The organism is Kluyvera sp. EC_51 (assembly GCF_019584505.1).
Classification (GTDB): Bacteria; Pseudomonadota; Gammaproteobacteria; order Enterobacterales; family Enterobacteriaceae; genus Kluyvera; species Kluyvera sichuanensis.
Window position 1 is genome coordinate 1 of sequence record NZ_VDAG01000030.1, and the last position, 17,238, is coordinate 17,238.

General features: G+C 56.6%; 14 protein-coding genes. 8 read left to right on the forward strand and 6 right to left on the reverse strand.

The window, feature by feature from the left end:
• Nucleotides 1-146: 146 nt before the first annotated feature.
• From fhuE to FHC49_RS08740, 5 genes are all read right to left on the reverse strand, one after another.
• A complete protein-coding gene (fhuE, locus tag FHC49_RS08720; protein WP_220439551.1) occupies nucleotides 147-2,318 on the reverse strand; it encodes a ferric-rhodotorulic acid/ferric-coprogen receptor FhuE in 2,172 nt (723 codons plus the stop codon).
• Between the two features lie 253 nt (nucleotides 2,319-2,571).
• Nucleotides 2,572-6,018, reverse strand: a complete 3,447-nt coding sequence (gene mfd / locus FHC49_RS08725; protein WP_220439552.1) for a transcription-repair coupling factor — start codon at nucleotides 6,016-6,018, stop codon at nucleotides 2,572-2,574.
• A 116-nt stretch (nucleotides 6,019-6,134) separates the two neighbouring features.
• A complete protein-coding gene (gene melR / locus FHC49_RS08730; protein WP_185666400.1) occupies nucleotides 6,135-7,061 on the reverse strand; it encodes a transcriptional regulator MelR in 927 nt (308 codons plus the stop codon).
• 181 nt (nucleotides 7,062-7,242) lie between these two features.
• Complete coding sequence (locus tag FHC49_RS08735; RefSeq protein ID WP_185666399.1) at nucleotides 7,243-7,581, reverse strand: hypothetical protein; 339 nt, start codon at nucleotides 7,579-7,581, stop codon at nucleotides 7,243-7,245.
• Between the two features lie 21 nt (nucleotides 7,582-7,602).
• A complete protein-coding gene (locus tag FHC49_RS08740; RefSeq protein WP_185666398.1) occupies nucleotides 7,603-7,869 on the reverse strand; it encodes a hypothetical protein in 267 nt (88 codons plus the stop codon).
• A 419-nt stretch (nucleotides 7,870-8,288) separates the two neighbouring features.
• Here FHC49_RS08740 and melA point away from each other — a divergent pair, with 419 nt between their 5' ends.
• The 3 genes from melA to FHC49_RS08755 all read left to right on the forward strand — a co-directional run bounded on the left by melA (nucleotide 8,289) and on the right by FHC49_RS08755 (nucleotide 11,415).
• Nucleotides 8,289-9,644 (forward strand): alpha-galactosidase, encoded by a 1,356-nt coding sequence (melA, locus tag FHC49_RS08745; RefSeq protein WP_185666397.1) that lies wholly within the window; start codon nucleotides 8,289-8,291, stop codon nucleotides 9,642-9,644.
• A gap of 83 nt (nucleotides 9,645-9,727) precedes the next feature.
• Nucleotides 9,728-11,158, forward strand: a complete 1,431-nt coding sequence (gene melB, locus FHC49_RS08750; protein ID WP_220439553.1) for a melibiose:sodium transporter MelB — start codon at nucleotides 9,728-9,730, stop codon at nucleotides 11,156-11,158.
• A 2-nt stretch (nucleotides 11,159-11,160) separates the two neighbouring features.
• Nucleotides 11,161-11,415, forward strand: a complete 255-nt coding sequence (locus tag FHC49_RS08755; protein WP_220439554.1) for a SemiSWEET transporter — start codon at nucleotides 11,161-11,163, stop codon at nucleotides 11,413-11,415.
• Between the two features lie 28 nt (nucleotides 11,416-11,443).
• Here FHC49_RS08755 and FHC49_RS08760 read toward each other — a convergent pair whose 3' ends face one another.
• Nucleotides 11,444-12,067, reverse strand: a complete 624-nt coding sequence (locus tag FHC49_RS08760; RefSeq protein WP_220439563.1) for a DUF2238 domain-containing protein — start codon at nucleotides 12,065-12,067, stop codon at nucleotides 11,444-11,446.
• 172 nt (nucleotides 12,068-12,239) lie between these two features.
• On the opposite strand from FHC49_RS08760, the gene lolC reads away from it, so the two are divergent.
• Genes lolC through cobB form a run of 5 tightly spaced genes read left to right on the forward strand, consistent with a single transcriptional unit; the run spans nucleotide 12,240 to nucleotide 17,183 of the window.
• Nucleotides 12,240-13,439 carry a lipoprotein-releasing ABC transporter permease subunit LolC gene (lolC, locus tag FHC49_RS08765; protein WP_185666394.1) on the forward strand — a complete coding sequence of 400 codons (1,200 nt, stop codon included), beginning with the start codon at nucleotides 12,240-12,242 and terminating at the stop codon, nucleotides 13,437-13,439.
• Nucleotides 13,432-14,133, forward strand: coding sequence for a lipoprotein-releasing ABC transporter ATP-binding protein LolD (gene lolD, locus FHC49_RS08770; RefSeq protein WP_220439555.1), 702 nt, complete (start codon nucleotides 13,432-13,434; stop codon nucleotides 14,131-14,133). Before lolC ends, lolD begins: the two co-directional genes overlap by 8 nt.
• On the forward strand, nucleotides 14,133-15,377 hold the full coding sequence (gene lolE / locus FHC49_RS08775) for a lipoprotein-releasing ABC transporter permease subunit LolE (protein ID WP_220439556.1): 1,245 nt from the start codon (nucleotides 14,133-14,135) through the stop codon (nucleotides 15,375-15,377). The genes lolD and lolE overlap by 1 nt, the downstream gene beginning before the upstream one ends.
• A 60-nt stretch (nucleotides 15,378-15,437) precedes the next feature.
• The gene (gene nagK, locus FHC49_RS08780; protein ID WP_220439564.1) at nucleotides 15,438-16,349 is read left to right on the forward strand and encodes an N-acetylglucosamine kinase; all 912 of its coding nucleotides are present in this window, start codon (nucleotides 15,438-15,440) and stop codon (nucleotides 16,347-16,349) included.
• Between the two features lie 12 nt (nucleotides 16,350-16,361).
• Nucleotides 16,362-17,183: a Sir2 family NAD+-dependent deacetylase gene (gene cobB, locus FHC49_RS08785; RefSeq protein WP_185666391.1), complete on the forward strand. Its 822-nt coding sequence runs from the start codon at nucleotides 16,362-16,364 to the stop codon at nucleotides 17,181-17,183.
• The last annotated feature ends 55 nt before the right edge of the window (nucleotides 17,184-17,238 follow it).

Sequence of the window (17,238 nt, forward strand, 5' to 3'; positions counted from 1 at the left end):
TCAGTCCAGGGCATAGCGAGTCTCCTCTTCTATGCCAGTTATAACTGTTACCCATGTATCCGGTCTAAAGTGTTACCTATGTTTCCGGTTTGTACCTTCGCTTGGCCGGGCTACAGGCTCTATGTAGCCCGGGGAACCGGTTATTATCAGAAATCGTAGCTTGCCGAGATAGAGACGTTCATTGGCGCACCGTAGACCAGATATGAACCCACGTAGTCGTAGTACTTCTTATCAAACAGGTTATTGATGTTGGCCTGTAGGGCAAACTGCTTGGTTACCTGATAACGGCTAAACAGATTCACCAGCCCGTAGCTGCCCTGTTCGATATAGTCAGCCCCCTTCGGACCGTCGCTGACGTTGTTCCAGATCTTATTCTGCCAGTTAACGCCGCCGCCAACCGTCAGCTCAGGCACCATTGGCAACTGATAGCGGGTGAACAGCTTGAGCGTCGTGCGCGGCTGATCGGAGCTCACCGCTTTACCGTCTTTGTCATCTGCGACATAGCGGGTTGCGCCAAAGGTCAACTGCCAGTTATCGGTCAGCGCGCCGTTCAGTTCGAATTCGACCCCTCGGCTGACCACGCCGTCCAGCGATTCGTAGATAGACTCGCCGCTTGGCAGCTGATCGGAAGTGCTGCTTGCCACATGATCCTGTTCAATGCTGAATACCGCCAGTGAGGTTGTCAGGCGAGTATTAAACCAATCGGCTTTCACACCGGCTTCGTAGCTCTTCCCGGTGGTTGGATCAAGGTAGCGACCGCTGGCATCGCGTTTATCCTGCGGTTGGAAAATGGTGGTATAGCTGGCGTAGGCCGACCAGGTGTCATTGATGTCATAAACCAGGCCTGCATAGGGTGTGACGTCACTCTTGGTGCTATCAAGAAACGTTGTGGGAGCACCAGCAGGGTTATACTTGATGTTGTAGTTGGTATAACGTGCGCCAAGGATCAGGTTCAGTGGGTCTGCCAGCGAAATACGCGTAGAGGTGTATGCCGAGGACTGACGTATATCGTCTTTGCTGTAGAACTTCCACGGTGTCCACTGCGGGTCGGCAATGTTGCCGTTCCAGTTATTGAAGCTGCCCACGTCAACCATCGTACCTGCGGTGGCAGGCACGGAGTTATCGTAATGGTTCCGCTGGCGGCTGAAGCTACCGCCAAACATCAGCTCATGACGGCGACCAAACAGCTCGTAACCACCACGCAGGAAAGCATCCACCGCATCCTGTTTGCGCTCACCCCGGTTCCAGCCACCGTAGCCGACCATGCCGTTGCCGGTCTCTTTGTCGGGGTACCCGTACATGTACATCATTTTGGTATCGAAATTGGTTTCGGTGTGCATGCCGTTGATATGGGCTTCCCAGCCGCTGTCGAAGCGTTGGGTAAAGTTGGCGAACACTTTTTTGCTGTCTTTGTCGGAATAAGCCCAGTTCGGCGCGACGGTGTCGCTGCGGTTATAGTGCGTTCTGCTGCCGTCGCTATACCAGGTTGGCAGGCCGCCCCAGGTCGGGTCATCGGTCGTGCTCTCCTGATATTCGTAGCCTACCGACAGCGTGGTCATATCCGTCAGGTCGGCATCAACAACGCCGTAGAGAAATTTTTTCTGATAGTGATAGTTGTCCATCCATGAGTCGTTGTCCTGATAGCCCGTAATCATGCGCCCGCGCACGTTACCGGACTCAACCAGCGGTGCCTGTAGATCCAATACATAGCGCTGCTTATCCCAGCTGCCGTAGGTGGCCGAAACGTTGCCCTGAAACTCCCGGCTGTCGGCATGTTTGCGCACCATGTTGACATAGGCCGACGGGTTACCGGAACCGCTCATCAGGCCGGTGGCACCACGAACGACTTCGATACGATCATAAATCGCGGTATCGGTGGTGGTGTCACCGAAGTTCCATACTTCGCTTATCGACGTCGGCAGGTCATCGTAGGCATAGTTGCTGACGAAAAAGCCACGAGAGTAGAACACGGTACGGTCGCTATCCTGTACTTGTGCGGTCACGCCGGTGGTGTTGGTTAAAACTTCACCAATTGAATTCAGGTTCTGATCTTTCATTCGCTGTTGGCTAACAACGCTGACGGACTGCGGAATATCGCGCGGTATCAGTAGTAGCTTGGTACCGGTGGTCGTGGTTTTGACGCTGTAATCCTGCTGCTGCGACTCCGGGCTGGTTTCATCGCTGCCTTCTACGATGATGGTGTCATCTTTGTTATCCGTGGCGGCGTGCCCCAGATGAGGATAAAGCGCCAGCGCAATGCCGACGGCCACGAGAGAAGGAGCGGTACGTCTATCCCGGGTAGTGAAAACAAGAGACATGGTAAACCCTTAATCTTACGAGTGTTGTTGTGATCCGCAGCTCTATGGCCACGATTGATAAAAAATGCCAATGCGCACTTGAAAACAAATGCAAATGAGAAATATACGCATTTTTATTCATATGTAAACAAAAGTAAGCCGGGTAATGATAGAAAGTGAAACGGTTTTTCAGTAGAGAATGACGGGGGGAGAAGGGATAACTGGTGGAGATGGCCCGGCGGCGCTACGCCTGCCGGGCCCGTAACGAAGAGACTCAGGCGACCGCGTTCTCTTCAAGCTGGCGCATAAACTGGCGCACCCACTCCATGCGCGTTTTACGCTCGCTCAGATCCTGGAAGAATTTGAGGCGTGTCGGGCCGTCGAGACGATAGTGCTGCGGTTGCTTTTGCAGTAAGCCAATCAGCCACGTCGGGTTAACGTGATTCTTCTCAGCAAACTCAATCACGCCGCCTTTCTCATTGCCTTCAAGCTTGCGGATCCCGAGTTTCTGCGCCTGCTGACGTAAACGGGCGATATCCAGCAGGTTGCGCGCGGCGTCCGGCAGCAGTCCGAAGCGGTCGATCAGCTCAACCTTGATTTCGTCCAGCTCGTTCTCGCCCTTCGCGCTGGCGATCCGTTTGTAGAACGACAGGCGGGTGTTGACGTCAGGAATAAAATCATCCGGCAGCAGCGACGGCATGCGTAGTTCGACTTCGGTTTGCTGGCTGGTCAAATCCTCCAGCGATGGCTCGCGGCCCTCTTTGAGCGCATCGACGGCGTTTTCCAGCAGCTCCATATACAGCGTGAAACCGATGGTCTCCATGGAGCCACTTTGATCTTCACCGAGCAGTTCGCCCGCACCGCGAATTTCGAGGTCGTGGGTGGCCAGCGCAAAGCCTGCGCCGAGGTCTTCCAGCGACGCAATGGCTTCCAGACGTTTTTGCGCGTCAGTGGTCATTGCTTTCGGATGCGGCGTCAGCAGCCAGGCGTAGGCCTGGTGGTGCGAACGACCGACGCGACCGCGCAACTGGTGCAGCTGGGCCAGACCGAAGTGGTCCGCCCGCTCGATGATAATGGTGTTGGCGGTTGGGATGTCGATACCGGTTTCGATGATGGTGGTACACACCAGTACGTTGAAACGCTGGTGGTGGAAATCATTCATCACGCGTTCCAGCTCGCGCTCGCGCATCTGCCCGTGGCCAATGGCGATACGGGCTTCCGGTACCAGTTCTGCCAGCTTATCGGCAGCTTTCTGAATGTTTTCAACGTCGTTGAACAGGTAGTAAACCTGACCGCCGCGCAGCGTTTCACGCAGAATCGCTTCGCGCACCACCAGACTGTCGTACTCGCGCACGAAGGTTTTCACCGCCAGACGGCGGGCCGGTGGGGTAGCAATAATCGACAGGTCGCGCATGCCGCTCATCGCCATGTTCAGCGTACGCGGAATCGGCGTGGCGGTCAGGGTCAGAATATCAACGTCGGCACGCATCGCCTTGATGCGCTCTTTATGGCGAACGCCAAAGCGGTGCTCTTCATCGACAATCAACAGACCCAGATCGCGCAGCTTAACGTCGCTTTGCAGCAGCTTGTGGGTACCGATCAGAATATCGATTTTACCCTCGGCGGCTTCGGCCAGAATCTGCGTCTGCTCTTTGGCACTACGGAAGCGGGACAGCATCTCGATGCGCACCGGCCAGTTGGCGAAGCGGTCGCGGAAGTTGTCGTAGTGCTGCTGGGCAAGCAGGGTGGTCGGTACCAGTACCGCAACCTGCTTGTGGTTTTCAACCGCAAGGAAGGCGGCACGCATGGCGACTTCAGTTTTACCAAAGCCCACGTCGCCGCACACCAGACGGTCCATCGCCAGCGGCTGGCACATGTCGCTCAGCACCGCGTTAATTGCTTGCGCCTGATCTGGCGTGGTCTCAAACGGGAAGCTATCGCAGAACAGCTGATATTGTTCGCGGTCGTGTTTGAAGGCAAAGCCCTCTTTGGCGGCGCGCTGGGCGTAGATATCCAGCAGCTCGGCCGCCACGTCGCGCACCTTCTCGGCGGCTTTCTGCCGCGCGCGCGTCCAGGCGTCGCCGCCCAGCTTATGCAGCGGCGCGTTCTCTTCCGCACCGCCCGCGTAGCGGCTGATAAGGTGCAGCGAGGAGACCGGCACGTACAGTTTGGCGTCGCCGGCATAGGTGAGCATCAGATACTCGCCGGTAATACCACCCGCTTCCAGCGTGGTCATCCCGGCATAGCGGCCGACGCCGTGCTCCAGGTGGACCACCGGCTGGCCAATGTGCAGCTCCGCCAGGTTGCGGATAAGCGTGTCCGGGTTAATGGTGCGACGCGCGTCCTGACGACGGCGCGCTACACGCTCGCCAAGCAGGTCGCTTTCGCAGATTAACGCCAGGTTATTCTGGGTATCGATAAAACCATGCTCGGCGGCGCCAATCATCAGATAGCGGTTGTTGCCGGTGGCTTCATCCAGACGCTGGATGCGTTTTGGCGCAAGCTTAATGCGCGCCAGCAGTTCACCCAGCGCTTCACGACGACCCTCGCTCTCTACCGAGAAAATCACCGGGCCGGTAAAGGACTCAATAAACTTACGCAGGCTCTCCAGCGGCGACTTGTTCTGCGCCTGAACGGCAAGCTCCGGCAGCGACTGGAAGCCGAGGTTAGTATTGGCCGCTTTCTTCGGCAGGCTCTCGGTTTTGAGCTGCACGCGCGGCCATTTTTTCAGCTCGCTGTTTAGCTCATCCGTTTTCAGCCAAAGTTGGGCAGGCGGCAGCAGCGGACGCATCGGGTCGACGCCGCGGTTTTCAAATCGCGCCTGGGTATCGGCCTGGAAGCGGTTCGCGCTGGCGTCGATATCACCGGTATTAACCAGTAGCGTATTGGCCGGGAAGTAGCTGAACAGCGGCGGCAGCGGTTCGCTGAAGAACAGCGGCTGCCAGTATTCAATACCGGCAGGCAGCGTGCCTTTGCTGACCTGCTGATAGATATGTTCGGCATCACGCTTGACGTCGAACTTATCGCGCCATTGGCTGCGGAACAGTTCGATAGCGGTTTTATCGGTCGGGAATTCGTGCGCGGGCAGCAGGTTAATGGCGTCCACTTCTTCGAGCGTGCGCTGGCTGTCGACGTCGAAGACGCGCAGGCTGTCGATTTCATCATCGAAGAAGTCGAGGCGGTAAGGCTGCTCGCTGCCCATCGGATAGAGATCAAGCAACGCACCGCGGGTGGCGTACTCCCCGTGCTCCATCACCTGATCAACGTGGCGATAGCCCGCGCTTTCGAGTTGATTACGCAGCGCTTCGCGTGACAGGCGCTGGCCTTTTTTCATCACCAGTGCGTGGCCGTGCAGGAAACTGTGCGGACAGACGCGCTGCATCAGCGTGCTGACCGGCACAATCAGTACGCCGCGCTGCATAGTTGGCAGTTGGTACAGTGTCGACAGGCGTGAGGAGATAATGTCCTGATGCGGGGAGAAGCTGTCGTAAGGCAGCGTTTCCCAGTCGGCGAGATTCATCACCAGATTATCGGTGAACTGGCTGATTTCGTCGTGCAGACGCAGCGCATTTTGCATATCCGGGGCGATAAGCACCACCGGACCGGCGTGACGTTCAGCGATTTCTGCCACCAGTGTCGCGCAGGCGGCACCGGTCAGTTCGCCAAGCTGGCGCTGGTCGCCAGGTTTACTCGGTAGGTCGTAACGGGCATGTTCAGGCATAGTCGGCGCACGTTCTCCAGAAAGCCGTGTCTTCACGGTAATAATATAAATTTGCTGTACTTATTATCCGTGATGGCGGCGGGAGTGCAACCGCATAAAATGATGAATCCAGTGGATCAGAGAGTTTGTCGCTTCTGCTGGCTTAGCTTGCGGTACTGCTGCGGCGACATGCCGACGTAGCGACTGAAGGTGCTGTAGAAGCGGCTGCTGGAACGAAAGCCTGCGGTCATCGCGACATCAAGGATGGTTTTATCGGTGTCGCTCAGCAGGGCGCGTACGTGGTTAATGCGCATGGCGGTGATGTACTGCTTTAAGGTGAGCTGCATCACGCGCTGAAAAATGCCCATCGCATAGTTGGCGTTGAGCTTGACGTGATCCGCCACGTCGTTAATGGTCAGCGCCTGATCGTAGTTATCGGCAATAAAGCCCAGCATCTGGCTAACGTAAAACTGCGCGTGGCGCGAGACGCTGTTCTTATGGGTTCGTGAGGTTTTGTTAAGCAGGATGGGCTGCCAGCCGGAGAGGCTAAAGCGTTTGAGCATCAGGCCGATTTCATCGATTGCCAACTGGCGAATCTGTTCGTTTGGGCTGTAGGCCTCCTGCTGCCAGCGCAGTACTTCAAAGGTGCTGAGCTGCTGGGTCGCCAGCGATTGCACCACCATGCCGTGGGTGACGTGGTTAATCAGCTCCCGGTCCAGCGGCCAGGAGAGAAACTGGTGCATCGGCAGGCTGAAAATCGCCATCTGCCGACAGTCGCCCGGTCGCGTCAGCTGATGCGGAGTACAGGCCCAGAACAGGGTGATGTGTCCCTGTTTTATCTGCACCACCTCGTTGTTAATCAGATACTCCACATCGCCGTCAAACGGCACGTTGACCTCCACCTGACCGTGCCAGTGGCTGGCAGGCATGGCGTGCGGCCGACGCAGTTCAATGTCCATGCGCTGGTATTCAGAATAGAGCGACAGTGGGCTACGGGTCTGCTTTTCATCGCCGTTGCACATATGCGGATCGCGGGGCAGAAAGGTGATTGGCTCGTCGCTCATGGTGACTCCGTTTCCTGAATTATCAGAATCATGCCAGCAGGGCAGACTCAAACGCGGGTGCTATTATATCCGTTAGCTATGTTTCGGTGAGTTGTAGGTGCAAGTCTGCGGCGTCAGTGCTTACCGGAAAATGTGTATTTTGCTGAAAGCGTTAGAGGCCTCCGAATGCGAGCCATTGTGCTTAGGGCCGGGAGAGTTGGACCATGTAGAGCAAAGAGAGATAGTTCTGGCGGGTACTGGAGAAAATGTCCAGAAGGGCCATATCTTCTTTGGGGAAATATCGATATAGGCAGAGATACTGCGAATCTACGTCTAACCAGCGTTGCAGCGTTATGCCCATTTGCAGGGCACCTGGGTCTGGTGGGTAGCGCGTCGGATTGGTTTCAATCGCGTCGAGTGCCCGCTCCAGTAAGTCGGCCGTGAAAGCCTGGGCCTCTTTCAGCGGCATCCGTGTCGCTTTGTACGCTTCTATGACATCGAGCGTTTGCTCGGCAGTCCTGGTAATGTATACGATCGTCACGTTGTCCTCCTGGACCCACTGTTACTCCGCCGCTCTCCTGCGGGCAAGGGCATCGCGACCAGAACTATAATGGCCTTCCTCATAATCACGCTGGGACAACCCGACCAGTTTCAGCATGGCTGCAGTTTCCATGTGCAGCTGGCGTTCGGCCAGTTCCGCTTCACGTTCGTCGGCGGTCTGCACAAACAGCTCTGTCGTGCCATTTTTGGTGATATAGACCCCACCTCTGAATTGCTCAGGGTTGCCAAGCATTTCGCGAGCCGACTTTTGGGAAATCGTGGTTGTCATCGTTTTACACCTTATCTCATTGGCCAACGGTCTGAATGACCGTGCTGGCATACTGTCATTGTCTACATTAGCAGCAGTTTGCAAGGGTGGCAATATTTGTCATAAATTTTACCCCCCCCTCTGCTTTTAATCGTCGTACTTGCCATTAGCGCAAAAGCGGCATTTAGCACCACCCTATCTACCAAACGATTCAGGCAATCCTGCATAGAGCGTCTGACCAGTTCGGCGGTTATAAACAGATACTAGCCTGATTAGCAGGCCGGATACTCTGCTTTTTAGTCAATTTACTCCCAAAAACTCAGATCTTGTCGCGAGCGGCATCAGATCTGAGTTTTTGGGAATGCTCATCAGGGAAGACGGAGGTTTTCATCCAGGACGCGTGCCACGATAAAGGCGTTCACTACTGTTTCTGGAGAGTCATGATGACAGCACCAAAAATTACCTTTATCGGCGCGGGTTCGACCATTTTCGTTAAAAATATCCTGGGCGATGTTTTTCATCGCGAGGCACTTAAATCAGCGCATATCGCCCTGATGGATATCGATGAGACGCGCCTTGAAGAGTCGCACATTGTGGTGCGTAAACTGATGGATTCCGCCGGTGCATCCGGCCATATCACCTGCCATACCGACCGCAAAGCGGCGCTACAGGGCGCTGATTTTGTGGTGGTCGCCTTCCAGATTGGCGGCTACGAGCCGTGCACCGTGACCGATTTTGAGGTCTGCAAACGCCACGGGTTGGAGCAGACCATTGCCGATACCCTCGGGCCTGGCGGCATTATGCGTGCGCTACGCACCATCCCGCACCTGTGGCAAATTTGCGACGACATGACCGAAGTCTGCCCTGATGCCACCATGCTGAACTACGTTAACCCAATGGCGATGAACACCTGGGCCATGTACGCCCGTTATCCGCACATCAAGCAGGTGGGGCTGTGCCACTCGGTACAGGGTACGGCGGAAGAGCTGGCTCGCGACCTGAATATCGACCCTGCCACGCTGCGCTATCGCAGCGCCGGGATTAACCATATGGCGTTCTATCTGGAGCTGGAGCGTAAAACCGCCGACGGTCGCTATGTTAACCTCTACCCAGAACTGCTGGCCGCCTATGACGCGGGGCAGGCGCCGAAACCGAATATTCACGGCAATGAACGCTGCCAGAATATCGTGCGCTATGAGATGTTTAAAAAGCTGGGCTATTTTGTCACCGAGTCGTCAGAGCACTTTGCAGAATACACCCCGTGGTTTATCAAACCGGGGCGCGAGGATCTGATTGAACGCTATAAGGTGCCGCTGGACGAGTATCCAAAACGTTGCGTCGAGCAGTTGGCGAACTGGCATAAAGAGCTGGAAGAGTACAAAACCGCCGACCGCATCGATATCAAACCGTCCCGTGAATACGCTAGCACCATTATGAACGCTATCTGGACCGGTGAGCCAAGTGTGATTTACGGCAACGTTCGTAACGACGGGCTTATCGATAACCTGCCGCAGGGCAGCTGCGTTGAGGTAGCGTGCCTGGTGGATGCCAACGGTATTCAGCCAACCAAAGTGGGTACGATTCCGTCTCATCTGGCGGCTATGATGCAAACCAATATCAACGTGCAGACGCTGCTGACCGAAGCGATTCTGACCGAAAACCGCGACCGCGTTTACCACGCGGCGCTGATGGACCCGCATACCGCCGCAGTGCTGGGCATTGAAGAGATTTACGCGCTGGTGGATGACCTGATTGCCTCACACGGCGATTGGCTGCCGGCCTGGCTGCACCGTTAAGCCCAACTGCGCCGGGCGTAAGACCCGGCGCTTACCTCTCTAATAACAGAAGGCGGGCGCTGGTAACAGCGACCCGGTACCCTATGAGCATCTCTCTGACAACAAAACTCAGTTACGGATTCGGTGCGTTTGGTAAGGATTTCGCCATCGGTATCGTCTACATGTACCTGATGTACTACTACACCGACGTGGTGGGATTATCGGTAGGCCTGGTGGGCACGCTGTTTCTGGTGGCTAAAATCTGGAATGCGTTCAACGACCCGATCATGGGCTGGGTGGTGAACGCTACGCGAACGCGATGGGGCAAGTTTAAGCCGTGGATCCTGCTCGGCACGCTGGCGAACTCGCTGGTGCTGTTTTTACTGTTCAGCGCCCACCTGTTTGAAGGCACTACGCAGGTGGTGTTCGTCTGCATCACCTACATCCTGTGGGGCACGACCTATACCCTGATGGATATTCCGTTCTGGTCGCTGGTACCCACCATTACTCTGGATAAACGCGAGCGCGAACAGTTGGTGCCGTTCCCGCGCTTTTTTGCCAGCCTCGCCGGGTTCGTCACTGCTGGGATTACGCTGCCGTTCGTGAACTACGTGGGCGGCGCAGACCGGGGATTTGGCTTCCAGATGTTCACGCCGGTGCTGATCGCGTTCTTTATCGCCTCGACGATTGTCACGCTGCGCAACGTCCATGAAGTCTTCTCGTCAGACAGCGATGCCACGGCGGACAGTAGCCGCCTGTCGCTGAAATCCATTCTCGCCCTCATCTACAAAAACGATCAGCTCTCCTGCCTGCTGGGCATGGCGCTGGCCTACAACGTGGCGTCGAATATCATCACCGGCTTTGCCATTTACTATTTCACCTACGTGGTCGGCGATGCGGATCTGTTCCCGTACTACCTCTCCTATGCCGGGGCGGCCAACCTGCTGACGTTGGTGCTGTTCCCGCGTCTGGCGAAGGCGCTGTCGCGACGAGTGCTGTGGGCGGGGGCGTCACTTCTGCCGATGGTCAGCGGCGGCGTGCTGTTACTGATGGCACTGGCGGGTTCGGCGAACGTGTTGGTCATCTGCCTTGCGGGGATTTTCCTGAACGTCGGCACCGCGCTGTTCTGGGTTCTGCAGGTGATTATGGTGGCGGATACCGTGGATTACGGCGAGTACAAGTTTAACGTTCGCTGCGAAAGCATCGCCTATGCGGTGCAGACGATGGTGGTCAAGGGCGGGTCGGCGTTTGCCGCCTTCTTTATCGCGGTGGTGCTTGGGGTGATTGGCTATACGCCAAACGTTGCCCAGTCTGCTGAAACCGTGCTCGGTATGCAGTTCATCATGATTGTGCTGCCTGTCGTGTTCTTTGCGATTACCCTGGTGCTCTATTTCCGCTTCTACCGTCTGAACGGCGACCAGTTGCGTAAAATTCAGATTCACCTGTTGGATAAATACCGCAAAGTGCCGACGCCCGCAGCACCGCAAGAGGTGCCGGTCAGGCCGATTCCCGTTACCCGCGATGCGCAGGCCTAACGATGGAGTGGGCTTCCTGGATTGGCTATGTAGCCGCCTGCCTGACGACACTGTCGTTCTTACCGCAGGCCATTAAGGTGATCGCCACCCGCAACACTCAGGGGATTTCAGGTCTGATGTACATCATGTTTGTTTGCGGGCTGGTGATGTGGCTGATTTACGGCGTGATGATTGAAGATACGGCGGTCAGCATGGCGAATTTGATGACGCTGGTGTTCGCCATGCCGATTTTGATTATCAAGTTCCGACGCGGGTAGGGCGTATTGTGAGGATTGCCGGATGGCGTTAGCGCCATCCGGCAGCTTTTAACTGTCGGCAGTGCCAACCCGCCAGTACGATAACCGTTGTCAGCGCACCTAGCAGGGCACAGAACATATCCGATTGGGTATCCCACGGGTCGCCCTGAGTGCCGAGAAAATCATCCGCGCCTTGCCCCATTGCCAGCGCCGCCCACCACTCAATCAGCTCGTAGGTTGCGCTAATGGCGAGCGCTACGCAGCAGACCAGAAACGCCAGCATTTTACGCCCGCGTACAATGTGCCCACGCAGCAGGATTTCGCGCGTCGCCAGCGCTGGCACCAGCCCCTGGAAGAAATGCCCCAGTTTGTCGTACGGGTTACGGCTGAGGTCAAGCCAGGCCTGTACGTCAAAGCCAATCGGTACCTTCGCGTAGGTGTACTGACCGCCGACCATCAGAATAATGGCGTGAAAGAAAATCAGCGTGTAAAGCAGCGGGGTGAGGGGATAGCGTTTCGCCGTGAATAGCAGCAGCGGCACAACGATAATCACCGGGGTGACCTCCATCAGCCAGGTCACTTTTTCAGCGGCGTTCACGCCGGTATAAATCAGGAACAGCGCCAGAAGCGCCGCGCCTGCGGATAACAGCAGAGGATTTACGGTGCGGATCATCATGAATTCGCAAATAAAGGGAAAACATCACTATTGTCCGTGACGACCAAAATTTCAATGTTTGCGTCCTTTCGTCAGCGATTGTCAGCCTTGCGCTTACGGTTCAGTCATTTACCCATCCTGCTTTCGCTTATATACTCGTGCATCTGCTTTCAGCAACCAGACGGATTACATGTACCAACCTGTCGCACTATTTATCGGCCTGCGCTACATGCGTGGGCGAGCAGCGGACCGCTTCGGTCGCTTTGTTTCCTGGCTGTCGACTATCGGCATCACGCTTGGCGTGATGGCGCTGGTGACCGTACTTTCGGTGATGAACGGCTTTGAACGCGAGCTGCAAAACAACATTCTGGGGCTGATGCCGCAGGCCATTCTGACAGCCGAACAGGGCTCCCTCAACCCACAACAGCACCCGGAACAGAGCGCGAAGCTTCAGGGCGTAACGCGCGTCGCACCGCTTACCACCGGTGATGTGGTGCTGCAAAGCGCACGTAGCGTTTCGGTCGGGGTGATGCTGGGGATCGACCCGGCGCAAAAAGATCCGCTCACGCCGTACCTGGTCAACGTCAAACAGACCGATCTCACCGCCGGAAAATATAACGTCATTCTCGGCGAGCAGCTTGCCGGGCAGCTCGGGGTTAACCGCGGCGATCAAATTCGCGTGATGGTGCCTTCTGCCAGCCAGTTTACGCCGATGGGTCGCCTGCCGAGCCAGCGCCTGTTTACGGTGATTGGCACTTTTGCTGCCAACAGCGAGGTCGACGGTTACCAGATGCTGGTCAATATTCAGGATGCCTCCCGCCTGATGCTCTACCCGCTGGGGAATATCACCGGCTGGCGTCTGTGGCTGGATAAACCGCTGCAGGTGGATACTCTGAGCCAGCAAACATTGCCGCAGGGCACCAAATGGCAGGACTGGCGCGAGCGTAAAGGCGAGCTGTTCCAGGCCGTGCGCATGGAAAAGAATATGATGGGGCTGCTGCTGAGCCTGATCGTCGCCGTTGCCGCGTTTAACATCATCACCTCGCTGGGGCTGATGGTGATGGAGAAGCAGGGCGAAGTCGCCATTCTGCAAACCCAGGGGCTGACGCCGCGACAGATCCTCACCGTCTTTATGGTGCAAGGCGCCAGCGCGGGCATTATTGGCGCGCTGTTAGGCGCGGTGCTTGGCGTGCTGCTGGCCAGCCAGCTCAATAATTTAATGCCGATTATCGGCGCGTTCCTCGACGGTGCGGCGCTGCCGGTTGCCATCGAGCCGCTGCAGGTTATCGTGATTGCGCTGGTGGCGATGGCCCTGGCGCTGCTGTCGACGCTTTACCCTTCCTGGCGCGCTGCCGCCACTCAACCCGCTGAGGCTTTACGTTATGAATAAGATCCTGTTGCAATGCGACAACCTGTGCAAACGCTATCAGGAAGGCAATGTGCAAACCGACGTTCTGCACAATGTCAGCTTCAGCATTGGCGAAGGCGAAATGATGGCGATTGTCGGCACCTCCGGTTCCGGTAAAAGTACGCTGCTGCACCTGCTCGGCGGGCTGGATACGCCAACTACTGGCGACGTGATTTTCAGCGGTCAACCGATGAGCAAGCTCTCTTCGGCGGCGAAAGCTGAACTGCGTAATCAGAAACTCGGTTTTATCTACCAGTTCCACCATCTGCTGCCGGACTTTACCGCGCTGGAAAACGTGGCGATGCCGCTGCTGATTGGCAAGAAGAAAACGGCTGAAATCACCACCCGTGCGCTGGAAATGTTGAAAGCGGTAGGGCTTGAGCATCGCGCGAGCCACCGTCCATCGGAGCTCTCCGGCGGCGAACGTCAGCGCGTGGCGATTGCCCGTGCGTTGGTGAATAACCCACGCCTGGTGCTGGCCGATGAACCAACCGGTAACCTTGATGCGAAAAATGCTGACAGCATCTTCAAACTGCTGGGCGAATTGAATCAGTCGCAGGGCACCGCCTTCCTGGTGGTGACGCACGATCTTCAACTGGCGAAACGAATGGGCCGTCAGCTCGAAATGCGCGATGGCCACCTGAGCGACCAACTGACCCTGATGGGAGCGCATTAATGGCTCCGTCCCTCTCATTACTGATCGGCCTGCGCTTTAGCCGCAGCCGTCGGCGCGGCGGCATGGTGTCGCTGATTTCCGTTATCTCTACGGTCGGCATCGCGCTGGGCGTGGCGGTGCTGATCATTGGCCTTAGCGCGATGAACGGTTTTGAGCGTGAGCTGAATAACCGCATTCTGGCGGTGGTGCCGCACGGTGAAATTGAAGCGGTGAACCAGCCGTGGAATCACTGGCAGAACGTGTTGCCAAAAGTGGAAGCGGTGAAGGGCATTGAAGCCGCGGCGCCGTACATCAACTTTACCGGCCTGGTCGAGAGCGGCAGCAACCTGCGCGCCATCCAGGTGAAGGGCGTTGATCCCGTGCAGGAGAGCAAGCTCAGCGCGCTGCCGCGTTTTATCCAGGCTGAAGCATGGGCTAATTTTAAAGCCGGTGAACAGCAGATTATTCTCGGCAAAGGCGTGGCCGATGCGCTGAAGGTGAAGGCGGGAGACTGGGTCTCCATCATGATCCCGAACTCGAATCCGGAACATAAGCTGCTGCAGCCAAAACGCGTGCGCCTGCACGTGACGGGGATTCTGCAGCTAAGCGGCCAGCTCGACCACAGCTTTGCGATGATCCCAATGCAGGACGCCCAGCAGTATCTCGACATGGGCGAGAGCATCTCCGGTATCGCCATCAAGGTGAACGACGTCTTTAACGCCAACAAACTGGTGCGTGATGCAGGCGAAGTGACCAATAACTATGTCTACATCAAAAGCTGGATTGGCACCTACGGCTACATGTACCGCGACATCCAGATGATCCGCGCCATTATGTATCTGGCGATGGTGCTGGTGATCGGCGTGGCCTGCTTTAACATCGTCTCCACGCTGGTGATGGCGGTGAAAGATAAAAGCAGCGATATTGCGGTGCTGCGCACACTGGGCGCCAAAGACGGGCTGATTCGCGCCATTTTCGTGTGGTATGGTTTATTGGCTGGCCTGCTGGGTAGCGTGTGTGGCGTGGTGATTGGGGTGCTTGGCTCCCTGTACCTGACCAACATTATCAACGTGATTGAAAAACTTATTGGTCACCAGTTCTTATCTGGCGACATCTATTTTATCGACTTCCTGCCGTCTGAATTGCACTGGCTGGATGTCGTTTATGTGCTGGTCACGGCACTGTTGCTGAGTCTGCTGGCGAGCTGGTATCCCGCCCGTCGCGCCAGCCGAATCGACCCTGCGAGGGTGCTGAGTGGCCAGTAATTTGACGTCCTGACCGTGTGGCCTTGCTGCTGCGCGCGTCAGTTAGAGGAATGAACAATGATGCATTACGGATTTGACATTGGCGGCAGCAAGATTGCACTTGGCGTATTTGATTCATCGCGCCAGCTACGGTGGGAAACGCGCGTTCCCACGCCGAAAGAGAGCTATGAACGCTTTCTTGACGCGGTCATCGCACTGGTAAAAGAGGCCGACGAACGCTTTGACTGTCGGGGTACAGTGGGGATAGGCATTCCCGGCATGCCGGAAACCGAGGGCGGTTTGCTGTACGCGGCTAACGTCCCGGCGGCCAGCGGCAAACCGCTGCGCGCAGATTTAAGCCGTCTGCTCGATCGCGACGTCCGTCTGGATAACGACGCCAACTGTTTCGCGATTTCCGAAGCCTGGGACGACGAGTTCACCCAGTATCCGCTGGTGATGGGGCTGATTCTCGGCACCGGCGTTGGCGGCGGTATCGTCCTGAACGGTAAATCGATTACCGGTCATAGCTATATTACCGGCGAGTTTGGCCATATTCGCCTGCCGGTGGATGCGCTGGAAGTGGTGGGGCGTGATTTTCCGCTTACCCGCTGCGGCTGCGGCCAGTCCGGCTGCATTGAAAACTATTTATCCGGTCGTGGTTTTGCGTGGCTGTACGCGCATTTTTATCAGCAGCCGCTGACCTCGCCGGAAATTGTTGCTCTCTGGCAGCAAGGGGATCCTAACGCGCGTGAGCACGTTGAACGCTATCTGGATCTGCTTGCGGTGTGCCTTGGCAACATCCTGACCATCGTCGACCCGGATTTGGTGGTGCTCGGCGGTGGGTTATCTAATTTTACAGCGATCGCCGATGGACTAGCGCAACGCTTACCGCGTCATTTACTGCCTGTAGCCCGTACGCCGCGCATTGAGCGCGCCCGTCACGGTGATGCAGGGGGGATGCGCGGCGCGGCGTTCCTTCATCTGACCAACTAACATGGAGTAGATATGCAGTCGCGCCGCTTACATCGATTGAGCCGTTTTCGTCGGAATAAACGTCAGCTGCGCCAGCGTCTGCGCCAGCGAATTTTCTTTACGGACAGGGTGATGCCAGAAGAGATGGATAAACCAAGAGTGGTCGTACTGACGGGCGCAGGCATTTCGGCGGAGTCGGGCATTCGGACCTTCCGCGCGGCGGACGGGCTGTGGGAAGAGCATCGGGTTGAGGACGTGGCGACGCCGGAAGGCTACCACCGCGATCCTGAGCTGGTGCAGCGCTTCTACAACGAACGCCGTCGTCAGCTACAGCAGGCGGAGATTGCGCCGAATCCGGCGCATCTGGCGCTGGCAAGGCTGGAAGAGGCGCTGGGTGAGAACGTGCTGGTGGTGACGCAGAACATCGACAATCTGCATGAACGCGCGGGCAATAAAAACGTGCTGCACATGCACGGCGAACTGCTCAAGGTGCGCTGCACCCAAAGCGGCCAGGTGTTTGACTGGCCGGGCGATCTGACCGTTGACGATCGCTGCCACTGCTGCCAGTTCCCGGCGCCGCTGCGCCCGCATATCGTTTGGTTTGGCGAAATGCCGTTTGAGATGGACCATATCTATATGGCGCTGGCGAGGGCGGATATCTTTATCGCCATCGGCACATCGGGCCACGTCTACCCGGCGGCGGGTTTTGTTCACGAAGCGAAGCTGCACGGTGCGCATACCGTCGAGCTGAACCTTGAGCCAAGCCAGGTCGGCAGTGAATTTGAAGAGAAGCACTATGGTCTGGCAAGCGAAGTGGTGCCAGCGTTTGTGGCGAAGCTGCTGAAAGAAATTTGATGTTTGGGTTATGACAATGAAAAAGCGGAGCTCAGGCTCCGCTTTTTTTATTGCT